The following is a 15,044-nucleotide window of genomic DNA, read 5'->3' as shown; positions in this document are numbered from 1 at the left end:
CTTGATTAGTCGAGTTGCGAGCGCATCCACTCGTCTAGCTCCTCATCTGTGATGACCCACCGTCCGGCCCGTGTTTTCCGGGCTGGTAGTGGTGGTAGTAGTCCCGGCCCTTCCTCGGTTGCCCGCGCGGCCCGCTCCAGGGTCTGCCGGGAGTACGGCACACGCTCGGCAGCCTCCGCTAGTGATAGCCACCTCATGCCGCAGCCTCACGCTCAGCGGCACGCATCGCAGCCTCAGCCCGCGCGTAGAGCGTTTCCATGTCGAGGCCGAGGGTCTGAGCGGCTTTGTGTAGCAGGGCTGCCCGTAGGCGCTTCGTGCCGTTGAGTAGCTCGGATAGGTACTGAGCACTTACTCCGATGCGGTTAGCGACCTCGCGCTGGCTGATCTTTTGGCGTGCCATCTCGGCGCGAAGCTCCACGATTACCGCTCTGAGCAGTGGATCTTTTTCCATCGAATTTCCTCTCAAAATTCCTATCTAGGAATCGGACGAGTTCAGCGTATGCCTAAATAGGAATTTTGTCAACTCATAGCGGCGAATCTCTGCGGCGCGTGTATTTCGTCCGCTATACGCGCGTGCCTATCTAGGTATAGGGTATCTCTATGAGACAAGCGATTTCACCCGAGCCGCTAGACAGCGCGCTGGCCCGCGTTTTCCTCGCCGAGATGGAGCGGCACTCATACACATACGATCAGGTAGCCGAGAGGTCTGGCGTATCCCGCACGCGAGTGTTTCGCCTACTGCGCGGCACTTCCCCGTTCTATGTCTCCGATGTGCATAAGTTGGCGGCAGCGTTTGACCTGCGCGAGACGCAGGTTTTCCGCCGGGCTGAGGAGCATGTGCGTTTGGCTGAGGAGATGGGCGGTGAATTGTAGGCGCGTGTATGATTGGCCTTGATAGTCCCCCGGCCAGGCCTCTCTACGATGCCCAAATGGCCGGGGCCTTTTTGTGTCGCACGCCACGTTTTAGGGGTTGACTTCCCGCTCGCCCAAGCTGTACACTATAAGTACAGGGAGAGGGAAGGCCTCGAACCCACAAGCAAAGGAAAGAAAATGAGCAAGACACAGACCACCTACCGCAAGACCAAGAGCGGCGAATGGGTAGCGTACGGACGTTATAGCGAGCTGATGCACACCGAAGGGAAGGAAATCAGCATCCACAAGAAGGACGGCAGTACCACCACCCGCGTTTGCCGCAAGATTGGTAAGCCGTTCCGCGTTGATGATGGCGCTGAAATGGTGTACGCCTACCTTGAGGGCGGGGAGCGCATTCCTCGCTGGTCCGGGCCGTGCTGCGATGTCTGCGGATCGACGCGGGGCGTACACGAAGCCTTCGACCTGTCCGGTATCGGCGGCTACGCCTGCTACCAATGCGACGACGGCTTTCTTTCGTTCGCGTAAGTAATACCCCCAGAATCTCGCTAGATTCTGGGGGTATGTTTGTCTCATTTCGGATAGTGTGCACGATAGTGTGACTAGCCCCAATGTTGGCGCGCCGTGCCAGCGTGTAGATTGGCGGCATAGCAGGGATAACGCGGGGTGACCGACGGGCCGGGCGATGTATCCATGACGAACAACTGCCTGCTGGCGAGCGCCGCCGCGGGAGAAACGGCGGGCATCGCAATCGAGGTCTTGCGTGACGCCAGCGGTGCGATCAGTCTGGCGAACGACGTCGGCGCGGTGCCGGCTCAGCGGCTGCACGAGGATCTTATGGTCCTTCTCCACTCCAACTGGGCCGCTGTATCCGACACGCACAGGTGGGCACGTGCCGTTGCGGAGTCACTTCCGCTGGCGAAAAGCAATCTCATCGCATCGGCGAGCTCCAATCAGCCAGACGTTGGTAGGCGCCATTGAACTAAGTGTCTGTCGACGACGATCGCCCAGTCACTGGTTGATATCGATGTCCCTGGTTGGCATCCAGCCCTCCGCAAGTCCCAGCCAACGGCTTCCTAGAATCGCCGTCGTGCCGCCGGTAATCACGTAGAGCAGGGCGTTGCCGATCCCACCGACCAGCAAGGGCACCCGCGGTGAGATCACGCGACCTCCAAACCGCGGCACCCAACGCGGCACACGTTCTCCCCACCGCAAGTAGAGTCCCAGGCACAGACTCGCTGCCGTCCTCGACGGAGCCGCTCGAGTTGCTAAAGATCTAAGTCAGGCACGCACATCGTCCGCAGAGCATATGGACGACCCACTCATCACACCAGGCCTACTACTAGGACGATAGGCGCAAGCAATAACATGCCCATGCAGTTCACCCAGAATTCTTTGCCCGTAAACCGAGCGCGGATGTGGGCCGCTGCGGCACAGCCGAAATAGGCAAGCGCCCCAACATTCGCGGCGGCAGCCACGCCCGGCACCCAAAGCCCGACGATGAGTCCGATAGCCGCCGTCACCTTCACGACAACCAACACCCACCACCATTGGCGGGGAAAGCCAACACCATCAAGGCAGCGTTGCATGAACGTGGGCGGTCGGAGCGACAGAACCGCATCGCCCAGCAGCACCACCGCCAGTACGATCACGAGCCAAGGAACGTGCGGCAACAGAATCACGACTCGCACCTCCCCGGCATTACGCCCATAAAGCCCTGCCAACCCTCCCGAAGTCTGGCACGCAATGCAGCACGGTCCATACCCGGCGTCGCCGCCCATTCGAACAGCGCGCCAACGTATGCGAGATACGCACCTACCGCAAGCTGCTCGGCTTGCGCCGGCGGGCACTGCAACAAGCGTGCAAATACGGCCTCGAACTCACCGATGAGCAGTTCCTGTAACTCTCCGAAGATCTGCGACGCATGCCGCCCCACGAGGAGGACAGCCCCATACGCCCGGGCCATTTCTTGGTGTTCGGCAAAGAGATCGATGAAGGGGCCGACGGTGGCTAGTAGCTTTTCGAGTGCAGCATTCCTATCGACGGCGGACGCAGACCCGCTCCCCAGCCCAATCTGCCCAACCTGCCCGGACAGAGAACCGCTGCCCTCTTGCGTATCCTCCGCACCTGCCGCCCGCTCTTCATGAAACTCTCTGATGCGGTCTTCGAAGGCCTCAACGAGCAACTCATCCTTATCGCCGACCGACATCACAGTCCCCACGCTGACACCAGCACCTGCGGCAATATCACGAACTGTGGTCCGGGCGTACCCCTTCTGTTCAAACAAAACGCGCGCCTCACCAACAACCTTTCTTCTGGTTGCGGCACGTGAATCAGCACGACTCGACATTGCGCCCTCCAGCCTGACGCGGCATCACACCCTCCAACCTGAACACGTTCACTGAACATGTTCAGTCAAAGCATTGCACAGCTTCCCAGCGAGCGCAAGAGAACAACCCCGCGCAAAATGATCGCGGCCGCGCCATGGCGCATCCAGCGGCCAGTCGGGCTAGGGCGGTCTATCCGTACGCCGTTCACGCAGGCAACCCCAGCGCCGAACGCCCTCCCTCCCGGCACTGGCAATCACGGTTGGGGGATAGTCGCCGCTACCGAATAGTCCACTGCAACTTCCCCCACGTGCAACCGGGGCCGCTTCGCCGCCAACCTGTCCCGATACGCTAGGGCAGCTTCCCCACACGTGCAGTCCGGTCCCTCACTTGACCGGCTAGACACTGACGCGCTGCACAGCTTCCACGCACGTGCAATCACGGTAACCACACCATCTGCGGCGCCTGCCGCGCAACTCCGGGTCCGCGCCACACACCTCGACCATGCTCCCTGTCCAAATCCCGTCCAAACGGCGCTAATCTGGATTGATTCATATTAGAGAGTGGCGGAATCATGCGGATTTTGACCAGCACTCCGGTCAGCTCCCTTCCATTTGGACGGGATTTGGACAATCTACACACGCATCATGTCGATCCGACCCGCCGACGCCAGCGCAAACCGACACCAGCGCCGCTTCACTCCACGGCCATGCTAGATCTGTGCCGGCGTCGTTTGTGCCCGCCTCGCATCTACCTCACATCTAGACGAGCACCGGCGCGTGCATCCGTGCCCGGGTCACGATCCCCGGATGCGTCGATAGCGCCAGCGCACCAGCGATGACCACCAACACCACCGTCATCGCCACCGTGGCTGGGTTACTCGTGAGTAACACCGTCCACCGATTCGGCTCGAAGAACCGCCGATAAGGAAAGGCCACCTGGCTGAAAAACGCCAACATTGGAATCACCCAGTACGCCGGCCCCGAGAACAGGTAGGCGGAAATAATGCACAGCGCTTGGAAAAACAGCGTTCCCGCCAGGAATACGAGGGCATCGCGTGCTTCAATGGCCCCGTCAATCGCAAGCAGATTCACGACGGCGATGAGGCAGGCCAGGCACGTCAGCTGCGCCGCACAGACCACCGCTAGCACCAGCGCGCGGCAGCGTTTGGCGCGTGGCCCGGCAAGATCCTCCATCCCTGGCCCTCTACCCGCCGTGCAGGTTCCCGCCAACACGCCTAAGAACACCGGCAACACGCGGGTCAGCGCTATCTCCCGCACGCCGTTCGCCGGCGGCAAGCCGTACGACGTCGGGAAGATCAGAAGGAATCCCAGCGTGAGTACAGCGCTCCATATCAGCACCTGCAGGATGCGCCGATTCTTCGTCATTAACCTCAACATCCACACCACCCCATCTCTCGCAATTACCAGGCCTTCACCAGAGACAGCCGCAAACGCCACACCTGGTGACCTAAAGGTGGCAAGGCGCCGACATCGGTCGCATCCCCGCCACCCCATCTTGTAGCATCACAAGCATCCACCCTCCGCTGCAGCAATCCGCCTCACCGCGCATAATCGCCGTTCAGTAGCCTTCGGTAGACAGCTTCTAGCCCCTCCACAGATAGGCTCTCCTTCGCGCGCAGCATCTCCGCGGTTCCCTCATAGGAGATTCTTCCCTCGTTGAGAACGATCAGATGATCAGCGATGGCAGCGAGGTCTTCAATCAGGTGGGTGGAGAGGATGATCGTCGACCGTGCGGCTACATCGCTGAGTACGGCTCGTAGCTCGAAGCGCTGCCCTGGGTCAAGGCCGGCAGTCGGCTCGTCCAGCACGATCAGCGACGGTTCGCCCGCTATAGCCGCGGCAATCCCCACCCGCTGCCGCATACCGCCGGAGAGTTCCCGCATCCGGCTCGAGGCGCGGTCCGCTAGGTCCACTCGTGCAAGGGCGTTTCGAGCCTCATCAGCGATTCTCGCCGAGGGGTACTCACGCATCCACAGCGCATAAGAGACAAAATCGAGAGCCGAAAAAGCCTCGTCGTAGGAGAATCCCTGTGGCAAGTAGCCGAGCTTCCTACGAAACTCGCGGATAGCTGCTCGGCTATCTATAGCCACACCGCCGGAACGTAGTTCACCGGCACGAGGTTTGAGTAGGGTCACCAGGGTACGCAGGAGAGTCGTCTTGCCAGCACCGTTAGGACCGAGCAGTCCCGTTGTCCCGTTGCCGGGAACATCGAAGCCGAGATCGTGCAGCACCTCGCGTTTCCCGTAGCCCTGACACAACCCGTGCACCGCAAATGCTGGGGACGGCCCCGCTGCATATGCTGGTGGCACTCGCACGGAGTCCGACTCTGCCGCAACTTCCGTCAACGGAACTTCTATGGCCCGCTCCTCGGTAGGCAGTTCAACCACACCATATGCGTCAGCAGGTTGCTGCGCGCCAGCAGCCCCCGGTGCCGCCGCGCCGGTCAGCTCCTGCGGGCCAACCGCTTGCGAATCCTCTGACATGCGCTCAGGCATTCTTACTCCACTTCCTGGCACTCAATGGCCACGTATCCAAGGATTTGCGGACTACCCGGTATCCTGATTGATCGCCGCCTTTCAAAATGGCGGCATATCCAGTTAGTCGCGGCTCATTGGCCATCCTGCACGACGACGTGCACCGCCGACAGAGTGTCAACATCAAAAACTCACGCATTACATCCCCACCTCGAACTCACAGGTTTCGGCATAGGTGCCGATCTTCTGGCGCAGCCAGGCGAGTTGGGCATCCTCGGGCAGCTCCGCTAACCGTTCGGTCAGCGCAAATCGGCGTTCGTCTTCGTCCGGGCTGTCGACCGTGTAGCCGCGATAGTCGATGTCACCGTATATGTAGTTGCCGATAATGCCGCTGAGATTCATGTAGCCTGTCGATGCGCCCCGTTCGTCTTGCTGCGGACATTCCCAATAGGCAGCATTCTCAATCATGCCGTAGCCCGCCTGCCAGTTCGGGTTCTTACCACCAGTGGCCTGCAGTACGATACTGTCCTCATACCCATACCTTGTATTCAACGAACCCAACGGCAGTGCCGGTTCAAAGAACAAGGTGGGTGGCGCATCGTACTGCGTTCCGGTGATGATCTGCCGCCACCGGCGCGCCTGCTCCTTCAAACTGGGAAGCTTGTATGCGTCCTCTTTCCACACGCACACCATGTCTATCCCCTGTTGCTCGCAGATATGGTTCTCCCCATCCGCTCGCTCGGTCCTCGCAATATCAATGGGGCCGAAAAACCAGGCGAGGACGACGATCATCGCAATCCCTGCAATACTTGTCGTCTGCGCTTTGCGGGCAGAGGAATCATATGTATGCTGCACGCCAATAAGCACACCGACGGCGAGCACACCCACAATCAACAGCAACAGGAACGCGTCCAATGGGAAGGCGTACCAGCTGTTGATCTCAACTGAACTCGAGACCAGATAAGAGCCAAGGAAAAGACCAAGGGTGAAGGCGAGTGCAGGCGGGATGATCCTGCCTGGTGCAATGGCCGCTGTGAGCATGCCGATCACGTAGGTAAGCGTCAGGTAAAGCAGGGTGAAAACTCCTACCAGTACAACAAGACGCCCGTTGAGTCCGCGCAACGTTCCGTGGGCAAGGAGAACGCTGGCGTATGCCGCATATGGAAAAACGACGGCGAAGAGGATATCGAGTACGGCACTGAACGCGGTCACTGCGGCCGAGGACCGGGCCGACGCCGCCCACACTGCATTACGGCGCGCCTCCGCCCGGCGTATCGCGAGATAAGAACCCTCGGCGGCGAGAGCACCACCCAAATAGACCGCCGGAACGAAGAGGCACCCAGACACCCCATTCCACGATTTCCCCCAGTACGCCCATAAAGCTGCCGCCGCAGCGATCCACAACACCGCATTGAGAGCAAGGAGCGTCAACCGCAACCGCAGCTCCAACAGGTAGGAACGGCTCCTCATTCGACGACGCTCCCTTCGATTGGCACTGCCACGACACAGTCACGTTGTAAGGACGCCCCCATGTTACCGCGTACTCTATGCAACGGCGAGGCTCTACGAGTCGCGTTTGTCGTTCCGCCCCGCTCGACTTCGTGCAGTTATGCGGTGTAGCGGCCACACCCCGGTTGTACGATGCACTGCTGCGTGCGACGACGAACGACAAGATTGAAGGCCGCACCCCGCGGTTGTGCGATGCAATGAGCACACCCAGTTGACTCACGCAGGAACATTCGCACCACGAACGCCGGGGGTGTCGAACAGAATCGGCACGGGCATACCACACTGCACCGCGCGATGATGTTGCGCGGGCAGCGGACGCCATACGCGCCCACCACGGGCCTCCGCATTGTATCCTTGATTCCAGAACCAATACGGCTCAGCTACATCTACGATCAGAACCCTGCGGACCAGCTCGTTCACCGAGGGACCGCAGAACGCTTACATATCACGCATTGCCAACAGTCGTGGAACGGCATTCCACAGCGCGACTCAAGCAAAGGAGCCATCAATGACCAACCCGTTCAATATCGAAGGTAAGAACGCCGTCGTCGTCGGAGCGAGTTCTGGGCTCGGCGCCGACGCCGCCCGTGCCTACGCCGCCGCGGGAGCCAACGTCGCACTGCTCGCACGCAGGGTGGATCGCCTGGAGACCTTGAAAACCGAACTCGAAGACCAAGGAGTTTCCGTTCTCGCCGTCGGCTGCGACGTGACCGACGAGGCTAGCTGCAAGGATGCGATCGACGTGGTCGCCGCACAGTTCCCAACCATCGACATTCTGCTCAATAATGCCGGAGTGGCGGTGCGTGGCGGCGTCGAGACCTTGAGCGACGAGGACTGGGACAAAGCGCTGAACACCAACGTTAAAGGCATCGCACACGTCTCCAAGTATGTTCTGCCACGTATGAAGGAAGCAGGATACGGCCGCGTTATCAATATTGCCTCGGTGAACGCCGTGATCGCAGATAAGGCAGACGTGTTCATCCGCCATTCCTACAATGCCTCGAAGGCGGCCGTCATCGGCCTGACCAAAGGCATGGCCGCGTCCTATGCACGCTACGGCATCACGGTCAACGCCCTAGGCCCCGGCCTATTCTCCTCCGAAATGACGGCGGAGACGCTTTTCAAGTCACAGGAGTTTCTTGCCGCATACAACGCGCAGAACCCCGCCAGTCGTCCCGGCGCCTCCGGAGAACTCAACGGCCCAATCCTCTTCTTCTCCTCCGATGCTTGCAGTTACGTACAAGGCCAGTTTGTGACCGTCGACGGCGGCATTACCATCGTGTAGCGGCTGCGCCAACGATAGCGCAATTGCACGTAAATTGATGGCCCGGTGGTCGGCTCTCAAAGCCTGCCACCGGGCCAAACGTGTGTTATGAGTCGGGCAGTCGGTTACGCATCAAACGCTTGCCCACTCTCCGCTGCCAGCGCCTGTTCGTGGATACGCTCCGATACCGCGCCATTGTCCCCAGACGCCGTGCCATTACGCTCCACTACCGCACCATTGCCCTCAGACGCCGCACCATCGGCATTCCGCTCGCCTCGGCTCATAAACGCCGCCGCAACAAGCAGTGCGAGACCAACACAGCAGATCACGGCCAGCTGCGTAGCACCCGACGGCCACGCACCCGCACCCACATAAGCGATATCACGCAGGCCGTTGCCAATGAAATGCTGCGGCGCCCACGGATACACCCAGCTCTGCCAGAAGGAGGGCATCATCTCCACGGGCAACGCACCACATGGCATTCCCAACGCGAAGAGACACAGGGCTACAAGCACACCAAGAAGCACCAGTATGTCAAAGGCCCCCACAAGCAAAGTCATAATGGCTGCGCTCGCCAGCCAGAAGAACACGATTCCCGCAGCCGATAGGCTAAATCCGCCCACTGCCGTCACAATGACCCAGACCGTCAACCCGATCACCGCCGAAGTAACCAGCAGCGTAGCTAGTTGCACCGCCACCTGCCGACGGCGCTCAGCTCCCACAGTCCCTTTGACCGGTGCCACAATGAACGCCACGATGACCGATGCCACGAGCGAGAGCATCACCAGCGGCATGACTGCAAGTTGTTGGCTGAGCAATGGGTTCGTATTCGCGGTTGATGCCCCGGCGTGAAGTACCTGTACCTGAGCCTCGATCCCCTGCTCGCCAAATAGGGATGGGATACTCGCACTCATCTGCGTGGCCACCAGCGGGCTCTTAGCATTATCGATAAGCACCTGGACACTGGCAGCTCCTCCCCCGCCTGCGGCCTCCAACTGCTTAACCGTGAAATCTGCCGGAATCACCACGGCGCCGTAGTACTCATTGTTCTCCATGGCGGCGTCGAGTTCTGCCTGCGAGTCGACGATGGTCCACTCAATCGCCTCATTTGGCGCGTTCACGAGCCCCTGCACCATCTGCTGCCCGGCGTTGACTTCGCCAGTGGGAGCAGTTGCCCCCTCGTCAAGATTGAGGACGGCAAAGGGGAGATCCCGCGGCTCCATATGGGTCATGGGGTAGAAAACAAGCGAAAGGACACATCCGAGTAACAACGCGGCAAGCGTTGGCAAAACGAAACGGCGCTTTCCTAACCTCTCGGCAACGGCGCTCATAGCAACTCCTTACAAAACACTGCACAGCGGATAGCTGTGGTCGCGGAGCCGACCTGCGGTGATATTCCCAGGTTCCGGCGTTGACACATGTAGAATATAGGCCACAGTGGCTAATTTAAACGGCCACAATTCACCCGAAGTGGCTAATTTAGGAGAGATATGGGGCGACCACGCTACGCACCGGGAGACCCGCACGGCCCAGAGCGCTTCATCAACGCATTCTGGCAGGTACTCGCACGCAAGCCGTACGAACGGATGTCCGTGCGCGACGTCGTCGCCGCAGCAGAGATGAACAAGAACTCCTTTTACTACCATTTCACAAGCTTGGACGACCTCGCGGAAAGCGCAGTGGCCGACCTGCCACTCCACAACATCAAGCAGGCTTTCCTTACTGAAGAGCCGCCCCGAACGGTAGCTTCACGTACTTTATCCACCGACGACGGCGAAGAACGCCTTCGCCGTGTCCGCCTTCTTGCCAGCCGCAACGGTACCGCTCTGACGCCTCTCCTGGAGCAATTCCTCGTGGCGGCGTGGTCGCACGACGAAGAGGGCCATACCGCCGCGCTGAGCGCGGATGACGAGATCGCTCTGAACTTCGTCATTGGCGGCATGCTCACAATCCATCGCCGCACCAACGAGGCGGAGGCGGTACCTGCGTTACTCAACTTCCTTGGCAGTGCATTGGGGCAGGCGTGCGTTGCCCGCCTCCGGAACATTGGCGAAGCGACCAAATAGGCGCAGCCCACCCGAGTTACCCAGAGACAGTTCCCACAAAAGCCACCGCTGTGTGGCCGTCCCCTTTGACGCGCCCCTCCTTCCACACCCCTCACGTATTAACCATCTAAAGCTCAGACCGGAAGCTCTACACCCTCTCCGCACTTCTATGCCGCATGCCGATTCAACTGAGAATCTTGAAAAGCTTGGGGACGCACGGCCAAGCCCATCGGTTAACGTCTCCCGGCCGCGCCATCTTCCTCCATCAGTCGCTCCAGAATTCGCGGCACGCGGTGCGTCACTGCAAGCCAGAACAGGTCATCATTCATAGACCGGTAGCCCGTGTGGGCAGCGATATTCCGCGTAGTGCTGATCGCTTGACGCTCCTCGCGGGTGACGTCCGTCAAATACGACGCGAATTCAGGGCGCTCGAAGAGTGCCGCTAAACGAATGATCACCATGGATGCAATGTCATAAGCGTCCGAGCCGTCATGAAACGCATCCCGCGAGGTTGCCGCAACTGCCTGCACACGTCGGCGGATCGCCTGTAACTCCCGCATCAGGTTCTCACGGTCATGGCTGGCTCCGGCCGCGCGACGTTGGCGCGGGGCGAACCGCCGGACCTCTCCGTCGCCACTCATAACGGCACCGCCTCGCGGAGGGCGTCCTTCAGTACCTCGGGGACATTCGTGTCAGCCACTGCCTCGACTGGGAATCCCGTGAGCGCCTCGACCTCGGCAACGAATCGGGCAAGATCGAAGAGGTCGGTACTGGGCGCGGGCGTGACAAACAGGTCAATGTCAGAATCATAGGTGTCTTCGCCACGCAGTGCCGAACCGAAAACACGGAGGTTAGACAGTCCGTACACTCGGGCACGAGCGATGATTTCATCAGCATGGGTGGCAAGCGGAATTGACGGGCGGTAGTCAGCTGCGCGCAAGATGCGTTCTAGCATCTCGTCAGATACCGGGCGCTTACCTGACTCCATCTGCGCCAGGCTCGGCTGCCGCAAACCGGCACGCTCAGCCAACCGAGCTTGAGTCAGACCGGCATCACGCCGCGCGGCTCGGATGATCTGAGGGGCAGCGCCCGTGTCAAAACGCCTCACAACCACATTCTATAGCACAAGTGCTATAGAAGCAGCGGCTTCATCATTGACGCGCCGCCGGGTCCGCAAACCGGCACGCTCGGCCAGCCGAACCTGAGTCAGACCGGCATCTCCCCCCGCACGGCGACAACGGTAAACCTGGCGATGGAACGTGCGAAGCTACCGCCATCGCAGCAGCGGTCGTAGACTCTACGGTGGCGCGTGAGGAAACGTCACTCTGCACGCCCCATGGGCGCATGAACATGCGCCATAGCCGCATGAGAAAGAAACGTCATGTCAGAAACTCCCCCGCCCTCCACCATCAGCGTGCGCGGCGCACGGGTCCATAACCTGAAGAACCTGGACGTCGAGGTACCGCTGGGGAAACTAGTCACGGTTGCCGGCGTATCCGGCTCGGGCAAGTCCTCACTGGCGCTTGGCGTGCTCTACGCCGAGGGCGCCCGGCGTTACCTGGAATCGCTCTCCACTTACACGCGACGGCGCCTCACTCAGGCTGCGCGCCCGGATGTGGACGAGGTCCTCCACGTCCCGGCGGCTCTCGCCTTGCATCAACGTCCGCCCGTTCCCGGGGTGCGCTCCACCTTCGGCACCTCCACCGAGGTGCTGAACTCGCTACGCCTGGCCTACTCCCGGCTCGGTCACCACATGTGCCCCAACGGCCACGAAAACCCGCCCACCATCGACGTCGCCCTCGATCTCGCCTTGCACTGCACCACCTGCGGCGTCGAATTCACTCCACCCAGCGCGGAATCCTTCGCCTTCAACTCCGAAGGCGCCTGCCCCCGCTGCGAGGGAACCGGAATCGTGCGCACGGTGGACGAATCCACCTTGGTACCCAACGAGTCACTCTCCATCGATGAGGGCGCCGTCGCCCCGTGGCAAAACCTCATGTGGTCGCTCATGAAAGATCTCGCCCGTGAGATGGGTGTGCGCACAAACGTGCCCTTCCGCGAGCTCACGCCCGATGAGCGGGAGATCGTCTTCCACGGCCCCGCGGAGAAGAAACACATCTTCTACGTGAACGAAAAGTCCAATATCGCCACCGAGATGGACTTTACTTACTACAGCGCGGTTCATACCGTGGAGAACGCCCTCTCCAAGGTGAAGGATGAGAAGGGTATGAAGCGCGTGGAGAAATTCCTGCACGAGGCCGACTGCCCCGAGTGTCACGGCACCCGTCTCTCAGAGCTTGCCCGCTCCACAACAGTGCGCGGAATCGGACTGGACGAAGCATGCATGTTGCCGCTGGCCGATCTGCTGGAATGGGTAGCGGGCATTCCGGCCACCATGCCGGATGATCTGGTAGCAATGGCACGGCAGATCGTCGACGAGCTGACTGTGACCGCACGCCGTCTACTCGATCTGGGGCTCGGATACCTGAGCCTGGATCGCGCCTCGGCAACGCTGTCCACCGGAGAACGCCAGCGCGTCCAGCTGGCTCGCGCCGTACGCAACCGCACCACCGGAGTCCTCTACGTTCTCGACGAACCGAGTATCGGCCTGCATCCGGCCAATCTCACCGGCCTGACCGGCGTGGTGCGCGACCTGCTGGCAGATGGCAACTCCGTGCTCGTCGTCGACCATGACGTCGCTTTGTTGCGGGAAGCGGATTGGCTCATAGAAATAGGCCCCGGATCGGGGCAAGCCGGCGGCAACATCGTCATCAACGCGCCTCTTTCGGACGCGATCACAAACCCTGCCAGCGGCATCGCGCCGTTCATCACCGGGCAGGCTGACGTTCATAGCCGGAAGACGGCCGATTCCGCAGAGATATTCGAACATGGCACCATACGTTTGGAAACCGCCCCGATCCACACGGTCCATGCCCTGGACGTCGCCATCCCCGAACAGCGGCTCACCACCGTCACCGGAGTATCCGGCTCCGGGAAAACGACTCTGGTATTGGAATCCCTGGTGCCGGCGCTACGCTCGCTTGCCGACAGTGCGCCACTGCCCAGACCCGCCACATCGATCAGCACCGGCGAGGCGCAGCGTGTAGTCGTCGTCGACTCCTCGCCTATCGGCAGCAATGTCCGTTCCACGGTTGCCACATATTCCGGAGTCATGGATGAGCTGCGCCGCGTGTACGCGCGCATCCCGCAGGCGCGAGAGACCGGACTGAAAGCCGGGGACTTCTCCTACAACACCGGCTCGCTGCGCTGCGCGCACTGCGACGGCACCGGGCAGATCGTCCTCGACGTCCAGTTCCTGCCCGACGTCGATATTGTCTGCACCGAATGCGGCGGGTCTCGTTATGGCGAGCAGGCTCGCGCGATCCGCCGGGTTCCGCGCGGTGGGTCCGACGACGACGCCCTGTCCCTGCCCGATGTACTGGCGCTCACCGTCGAACAAGCGGAGGAAGCGTGCGCGGATTTGCCGAAAGTGCGTCGTCACTTGCATTTGCTCGCCGAACTTGGGCTCGGCTACCTCACCCTTGGCGAGGCGACGACGGCCCTCTCCGGGGGCGAGGCACAGCGGCTAAAGCTATCTGCAGACCTGGGGCGCGACCAGCACGGCACGGTTTTCGTGCTCGACGAGCCGAGTATTGGCCTGCATCCGCTGGATGTGCGCGTGCTGCTGGGCGTGCTGGATCGCCTCGTGCAGCAGGGGGCGAGTGTGGTGGTGATCGAGCATGACCTGGATATGATCGCTAATGCCGACTGGGTCATCGATATGGGGCCGGGTGGCGGCGAGGCGGGTGGCCGTGTGGTCGCCAGTGGCACGCCGGAGCAGATCGCATCCGATCCGGCATCGATTACGGGGCGCTATCTAGCGGAACACTTGAACCAGAGCGGTGGGCACTGAATGCCAACAGAGTTTCACACCTTCTCTTGCAGGTATCGTCTTGGCGTCGTTGACCTGCCTCCCGGAGGACAACCCGACTACGAGCTCGGCAAAGATTTCGGTTCCTATATGGAGACCTATCTGGTGGAACCAGGTGACGCACCCAGGCCAGACCATGCCTCATACACTCTCGGCATCCACTCCCCAACACCGGGGATACCTACCTGCAGCGGCGCGTACCCCTCGCCGCACCCGTGGATCGCCTGCATCGTCGCCCGTGGTACGGCCTTCCTCGGTGATGTGCGCGATCCGAAATCATTCACAGAGGTTGCGCAGGCGCGCCACGACGTCGTCGACGTGCTAGAAGTACCGGACCCGCAGCTACTACTGCTCATTACTGACTTGAACATTGTGGCAATATCTTCAACCGGTGTCGCTTGGGCCACCCAGCGCCTAGCGCTCGACGGATTCGACGTCGCGAGGAAAGCGGACGAGGGCTGGATCGCGTGCACGCCGAAGCACGAGCCGAACAGCGGGGTCTTATTGGTTAATTTGGAGGATGGACGGGTCGTCGGCCCGGACGACGCCACAGATGCGAGTGGGAGTGCCTCCAATCGACCGGAATAACTTCGACATAGCC

At 60.8% G+C, this 15,044-nt stretch carries 18 protein-coding genes; 7 read left to right on the top strand and 11 right to left on the bottom strand.

Features of this window, described 5'->3' with window-relative positions; translation table 11 throughout:
• Positions 1–5: 5 nt before the first annotated feature.
• Both EKN07_RS07180 and EKN07_RS07175 read right to left on the bottom strand, forming a co-directional pair.
• On the bottom strand, positions 6–197 hold the full coding sequence (locus EKN07_RS07180) for a helix-turn-helix domain-containing protein (RefSeq protein ID WP_126146027.1): 192 nt from the start codon (positions 195–197) through the stop codon (positions 6–8).
• Positions 194–451, bottom strand: a complete 258-nt coding sequence (locus tag EKN07_RS07175; protein ID WP_126146026.1) for a helix-turn-helix transcriptional regulator — start codon at positions 449–451, stop codon at positions 194–196. The genes EKN07_RS07180 and EKN07_RS07175 overlap by 4 nt, the downstream gene beginning before the upstream one ends.
• A gap of 149 nt (positions 452–600) precedes the next feature.
• Here EKN07_RS07175 and EKN07_RS07170 point away from each other — a divergent pair, with 149 nt between their 5' ends.
• The 3 genes from EKN07_RS07170 to EKN07_RS07160 all read left to right on the top strand — a co-directional run bounded on the left by EKN07_RS07170 (position 601) and on the right by EKN07_RS07160 (position 1,851).
• Positions 601–873: a helix-turn-helix transcriptional regulator gene (locus EKN07_RS07170; RefSeq protein WP_126146025.1), complete on the top strand. Its 273-nt coding sequence runs from the start codon at positions 601–603 to the stop codon at positions 871–873.
• A 177-nt stretch (positions 874–1,050) separates the two neighbouring features.
• Positions 1,051–1,398: a hypothetical protein gene (locus EKN07_RS07165; protein WP_126146024.1), complete on the top strand. Its 348-nt coding sequence runs from the start codon at positions 1,051–1,053 to the stop codon at positions 1,396–1,398.
• A gap of 138 nt (positions 1,399–1,536) precedes the next feature.
• Positions 1,537–1,851: a hypothetical protein gene (locus EKN07_RS07160; protein ID WP_126146023.1), complete on the top strand. Its 315-nt coding sequence runs from the start codon at positions 1,537–1,539 to the stop codon at positions 1,849–1,851.
• Between the two features lie 30 nt (positions 1,852–1,881).
• Here EKN07_RS07160 and EKN07_RS12555 read toward each other — a convergent pair whose 3' ends face one another.
• The 6 genes from EKN07_RS12555 to EKN07_RS07135 all read right to left on the bottom strand — a co-directional run bounded on the left by EKN07_RS12555 (position 1,882) and on the right by EKN07_RS07135 (position 7,164).
• Positions 1,882–2,034, bottom strand: a complete 153-nt coding sequence (locus EKN07_RS12555; RefSeq protein WP_164505413.1) for a hypothetical protein — start codon at positions 2,032–2,034, stop codon at positions 1,882–1,884.
• Positions 2,035–2,195: 161 nt separating this feature from the next.
• On the bottom strand, positions 2,196–2,552 hold the full coding sequence (locus EKN07_RS07155; protein ID WP_241228151.1) for a DoxX family protein: 357 nt from the start codon (positions 2,550–2,552) through the stop codon (positions 2,196–2,198).
• Positions 2,549–3,220 (bottom strand): TetR/AcrR family transcriptional regulator, encoded by a 672-nt coding sequence (locus tag EKN07_RS07150; RefSeq protein ID WP_126146021.1) that lies wholly within the window; start codon positions 3,218–3,220, stop codon positions 2,549–2,551. Before EKN07_RS07150 ends, EKN07_RS07155 begins: the two co-directional genes overlap by 4 nt.
• Before the next feature lie 738 nt (positions 3,221–3,958).
• Entirely contained in the window at positions 3,959–4,585 is a 627-nt protein-coding gene (locus EKN07_RS07145; protein ID WP_126146020.1) for a hypothetical protein, read from the bottom strand.
• A gap of 173 nt (positions 4,586–4,758) precedes the next feature.
• Entirely contained in the window at positions 4,759–5,703 is a 945-nt protein-coding gene (locus EKN07_RS07140; protein ID WP_164546629.1) for an ATP-binding cassette domain-containing protein, read from the bottom strand.
• Positions 5,704–5,892: 189 nt separating this feature from the next.
• The gene (locus EKN07_RS07135) at positions 5,893–7,164 is read right to left on the bottom strand and encodes a hypothetical protein (RefSeq protein WP_126146018.1); all 1,272 of its coding nucleotides are present in this window, start codon (positions 7,162–7,164) and stop codon (positions 5,893–5,895) included.
• A gap of 547 nt (positions 7,165–7,711) precedes the next feature.
• Here EKN07_RS07135 and EKN07_RS07130 point away from each other — a divergent pair.
• Positions 7,712–8,488: an SDR family NAD(P)-dependent oxidoreductase gene (locus tag EKN07_RS07130; protein ID WP_126146017.1), complete on the top strand. Its 777-nt coding sequence runs from the start codon at positions 7,712–7,714 to the stop codon at positions 8,486–8,488.
• A 104-nt stretch (positions 8,489–8,592) separates the two neighbouring features.
• Here EKN07_RS07130 and EKN07_RS07125 read toward each other — a convergent pair whose 3' ends face one another.
• On the bottom strand, positions 8,593–9,798 hold the full coding sequence (locus tag EKN07_RS07125) for an ABC transporter permease (protein ID WP_126146016.1): 1,206 nt from the start codon (positions 9,796–9,798) through the stop codon (positions 8,593–8,595).
• Positions 9,799–9,957: 159 nt separating this feature from the next.
• Here EKN07_RS07125 and EKN07_RS07120 point away from each other — a divergent pair, with 159 nt between their 5' ends.
• Positions 9,958–10,533 (top strand): TetR/AcrR family transcriptional regulator, encoded by a 576-nt coding sequence (locus tag EKN07_RS07120; protein WP_126146015.1) that lies wholly within the window; start codon positions 9,958–9,960, stop codon positions 10,531–10,533.
• A 212-nt stretch (positions 10,534–10,745) separates the two neighbouring features.
• Here the strand turns inward: EKN07_RS07120 and EKN07_RS07115 are convergent, their stop codons facing one another.
• Together EKN07_RS07115 and EKN07_RS07110 are read right to left on the bottom strand one after the other, a co-directional pair.
• Positions 10,746–11,153 carry an antitoxin gene (locus tag EKN07_RS07115; protein ID WP_126146014.1) on the bottom strand — a complete coding sequence of 136 codons (408 nt, stop codon included), beginning with the start codon at positions 11,151–11,153 and terminating at the stop codon, positions 10,746–10,748.
• Positions 11,150–11,620: an XRE family transcriptional regulator gene (locus EKN07_RS07110; protein ID WP_126146013.1), complete on the bottom strand. Its 471-nt coding sequence runs from the start codon at positions 11,618–11,620 to the stop codon at positions 11,150–11,152. The genes EKN07_RS07115 and EKN07_RS07110 overlap by 4 nt, the downstream gene beginning before the upstream one ends.
• Positions 11,621–11,893: 273 nt before the next feature.
• Between EKN07_RS07110 and EKN07_RS07105 the strand changes: the two genes are divergently transcribed.
• Both EKN07_RS07105 and EKN07_RS07100 read left to right on the top strand, forming a co-directional pair.
• Positions 11,894–14,425, top strand: a complete 2,532-nt coding sequence (locus tag EKN07_RS07105) for an excinuclease ABC subunit UvrA (RefSeq protein WP_126146012.1) — start codon at positions 11,894–11,896, stop codon at positions 14,423–14,425.
• Entirely contained in the window at positions 14,426–15,031 is a 606-nt protein-coding gene (locus EKN07_RS07100; RefSeq protein ID WP_108714932.1) for a hypothetical protein, read from the top strand.
• The last annotated feature ends 13 nt before the right edge of the window (positions 15,032–15,044 follow it).

Source organism: Actinobaculum sp. 352 (genome assembly GCF_003957265.1).
Lineage (GTDB): Bacteria > Actinomycetota > Actinomycetes > Actinomycetales > Actinomycetaceae > Asp313.
This window is presented reverse-complemented; position numbering and strand designations above follow the sequence as displayed.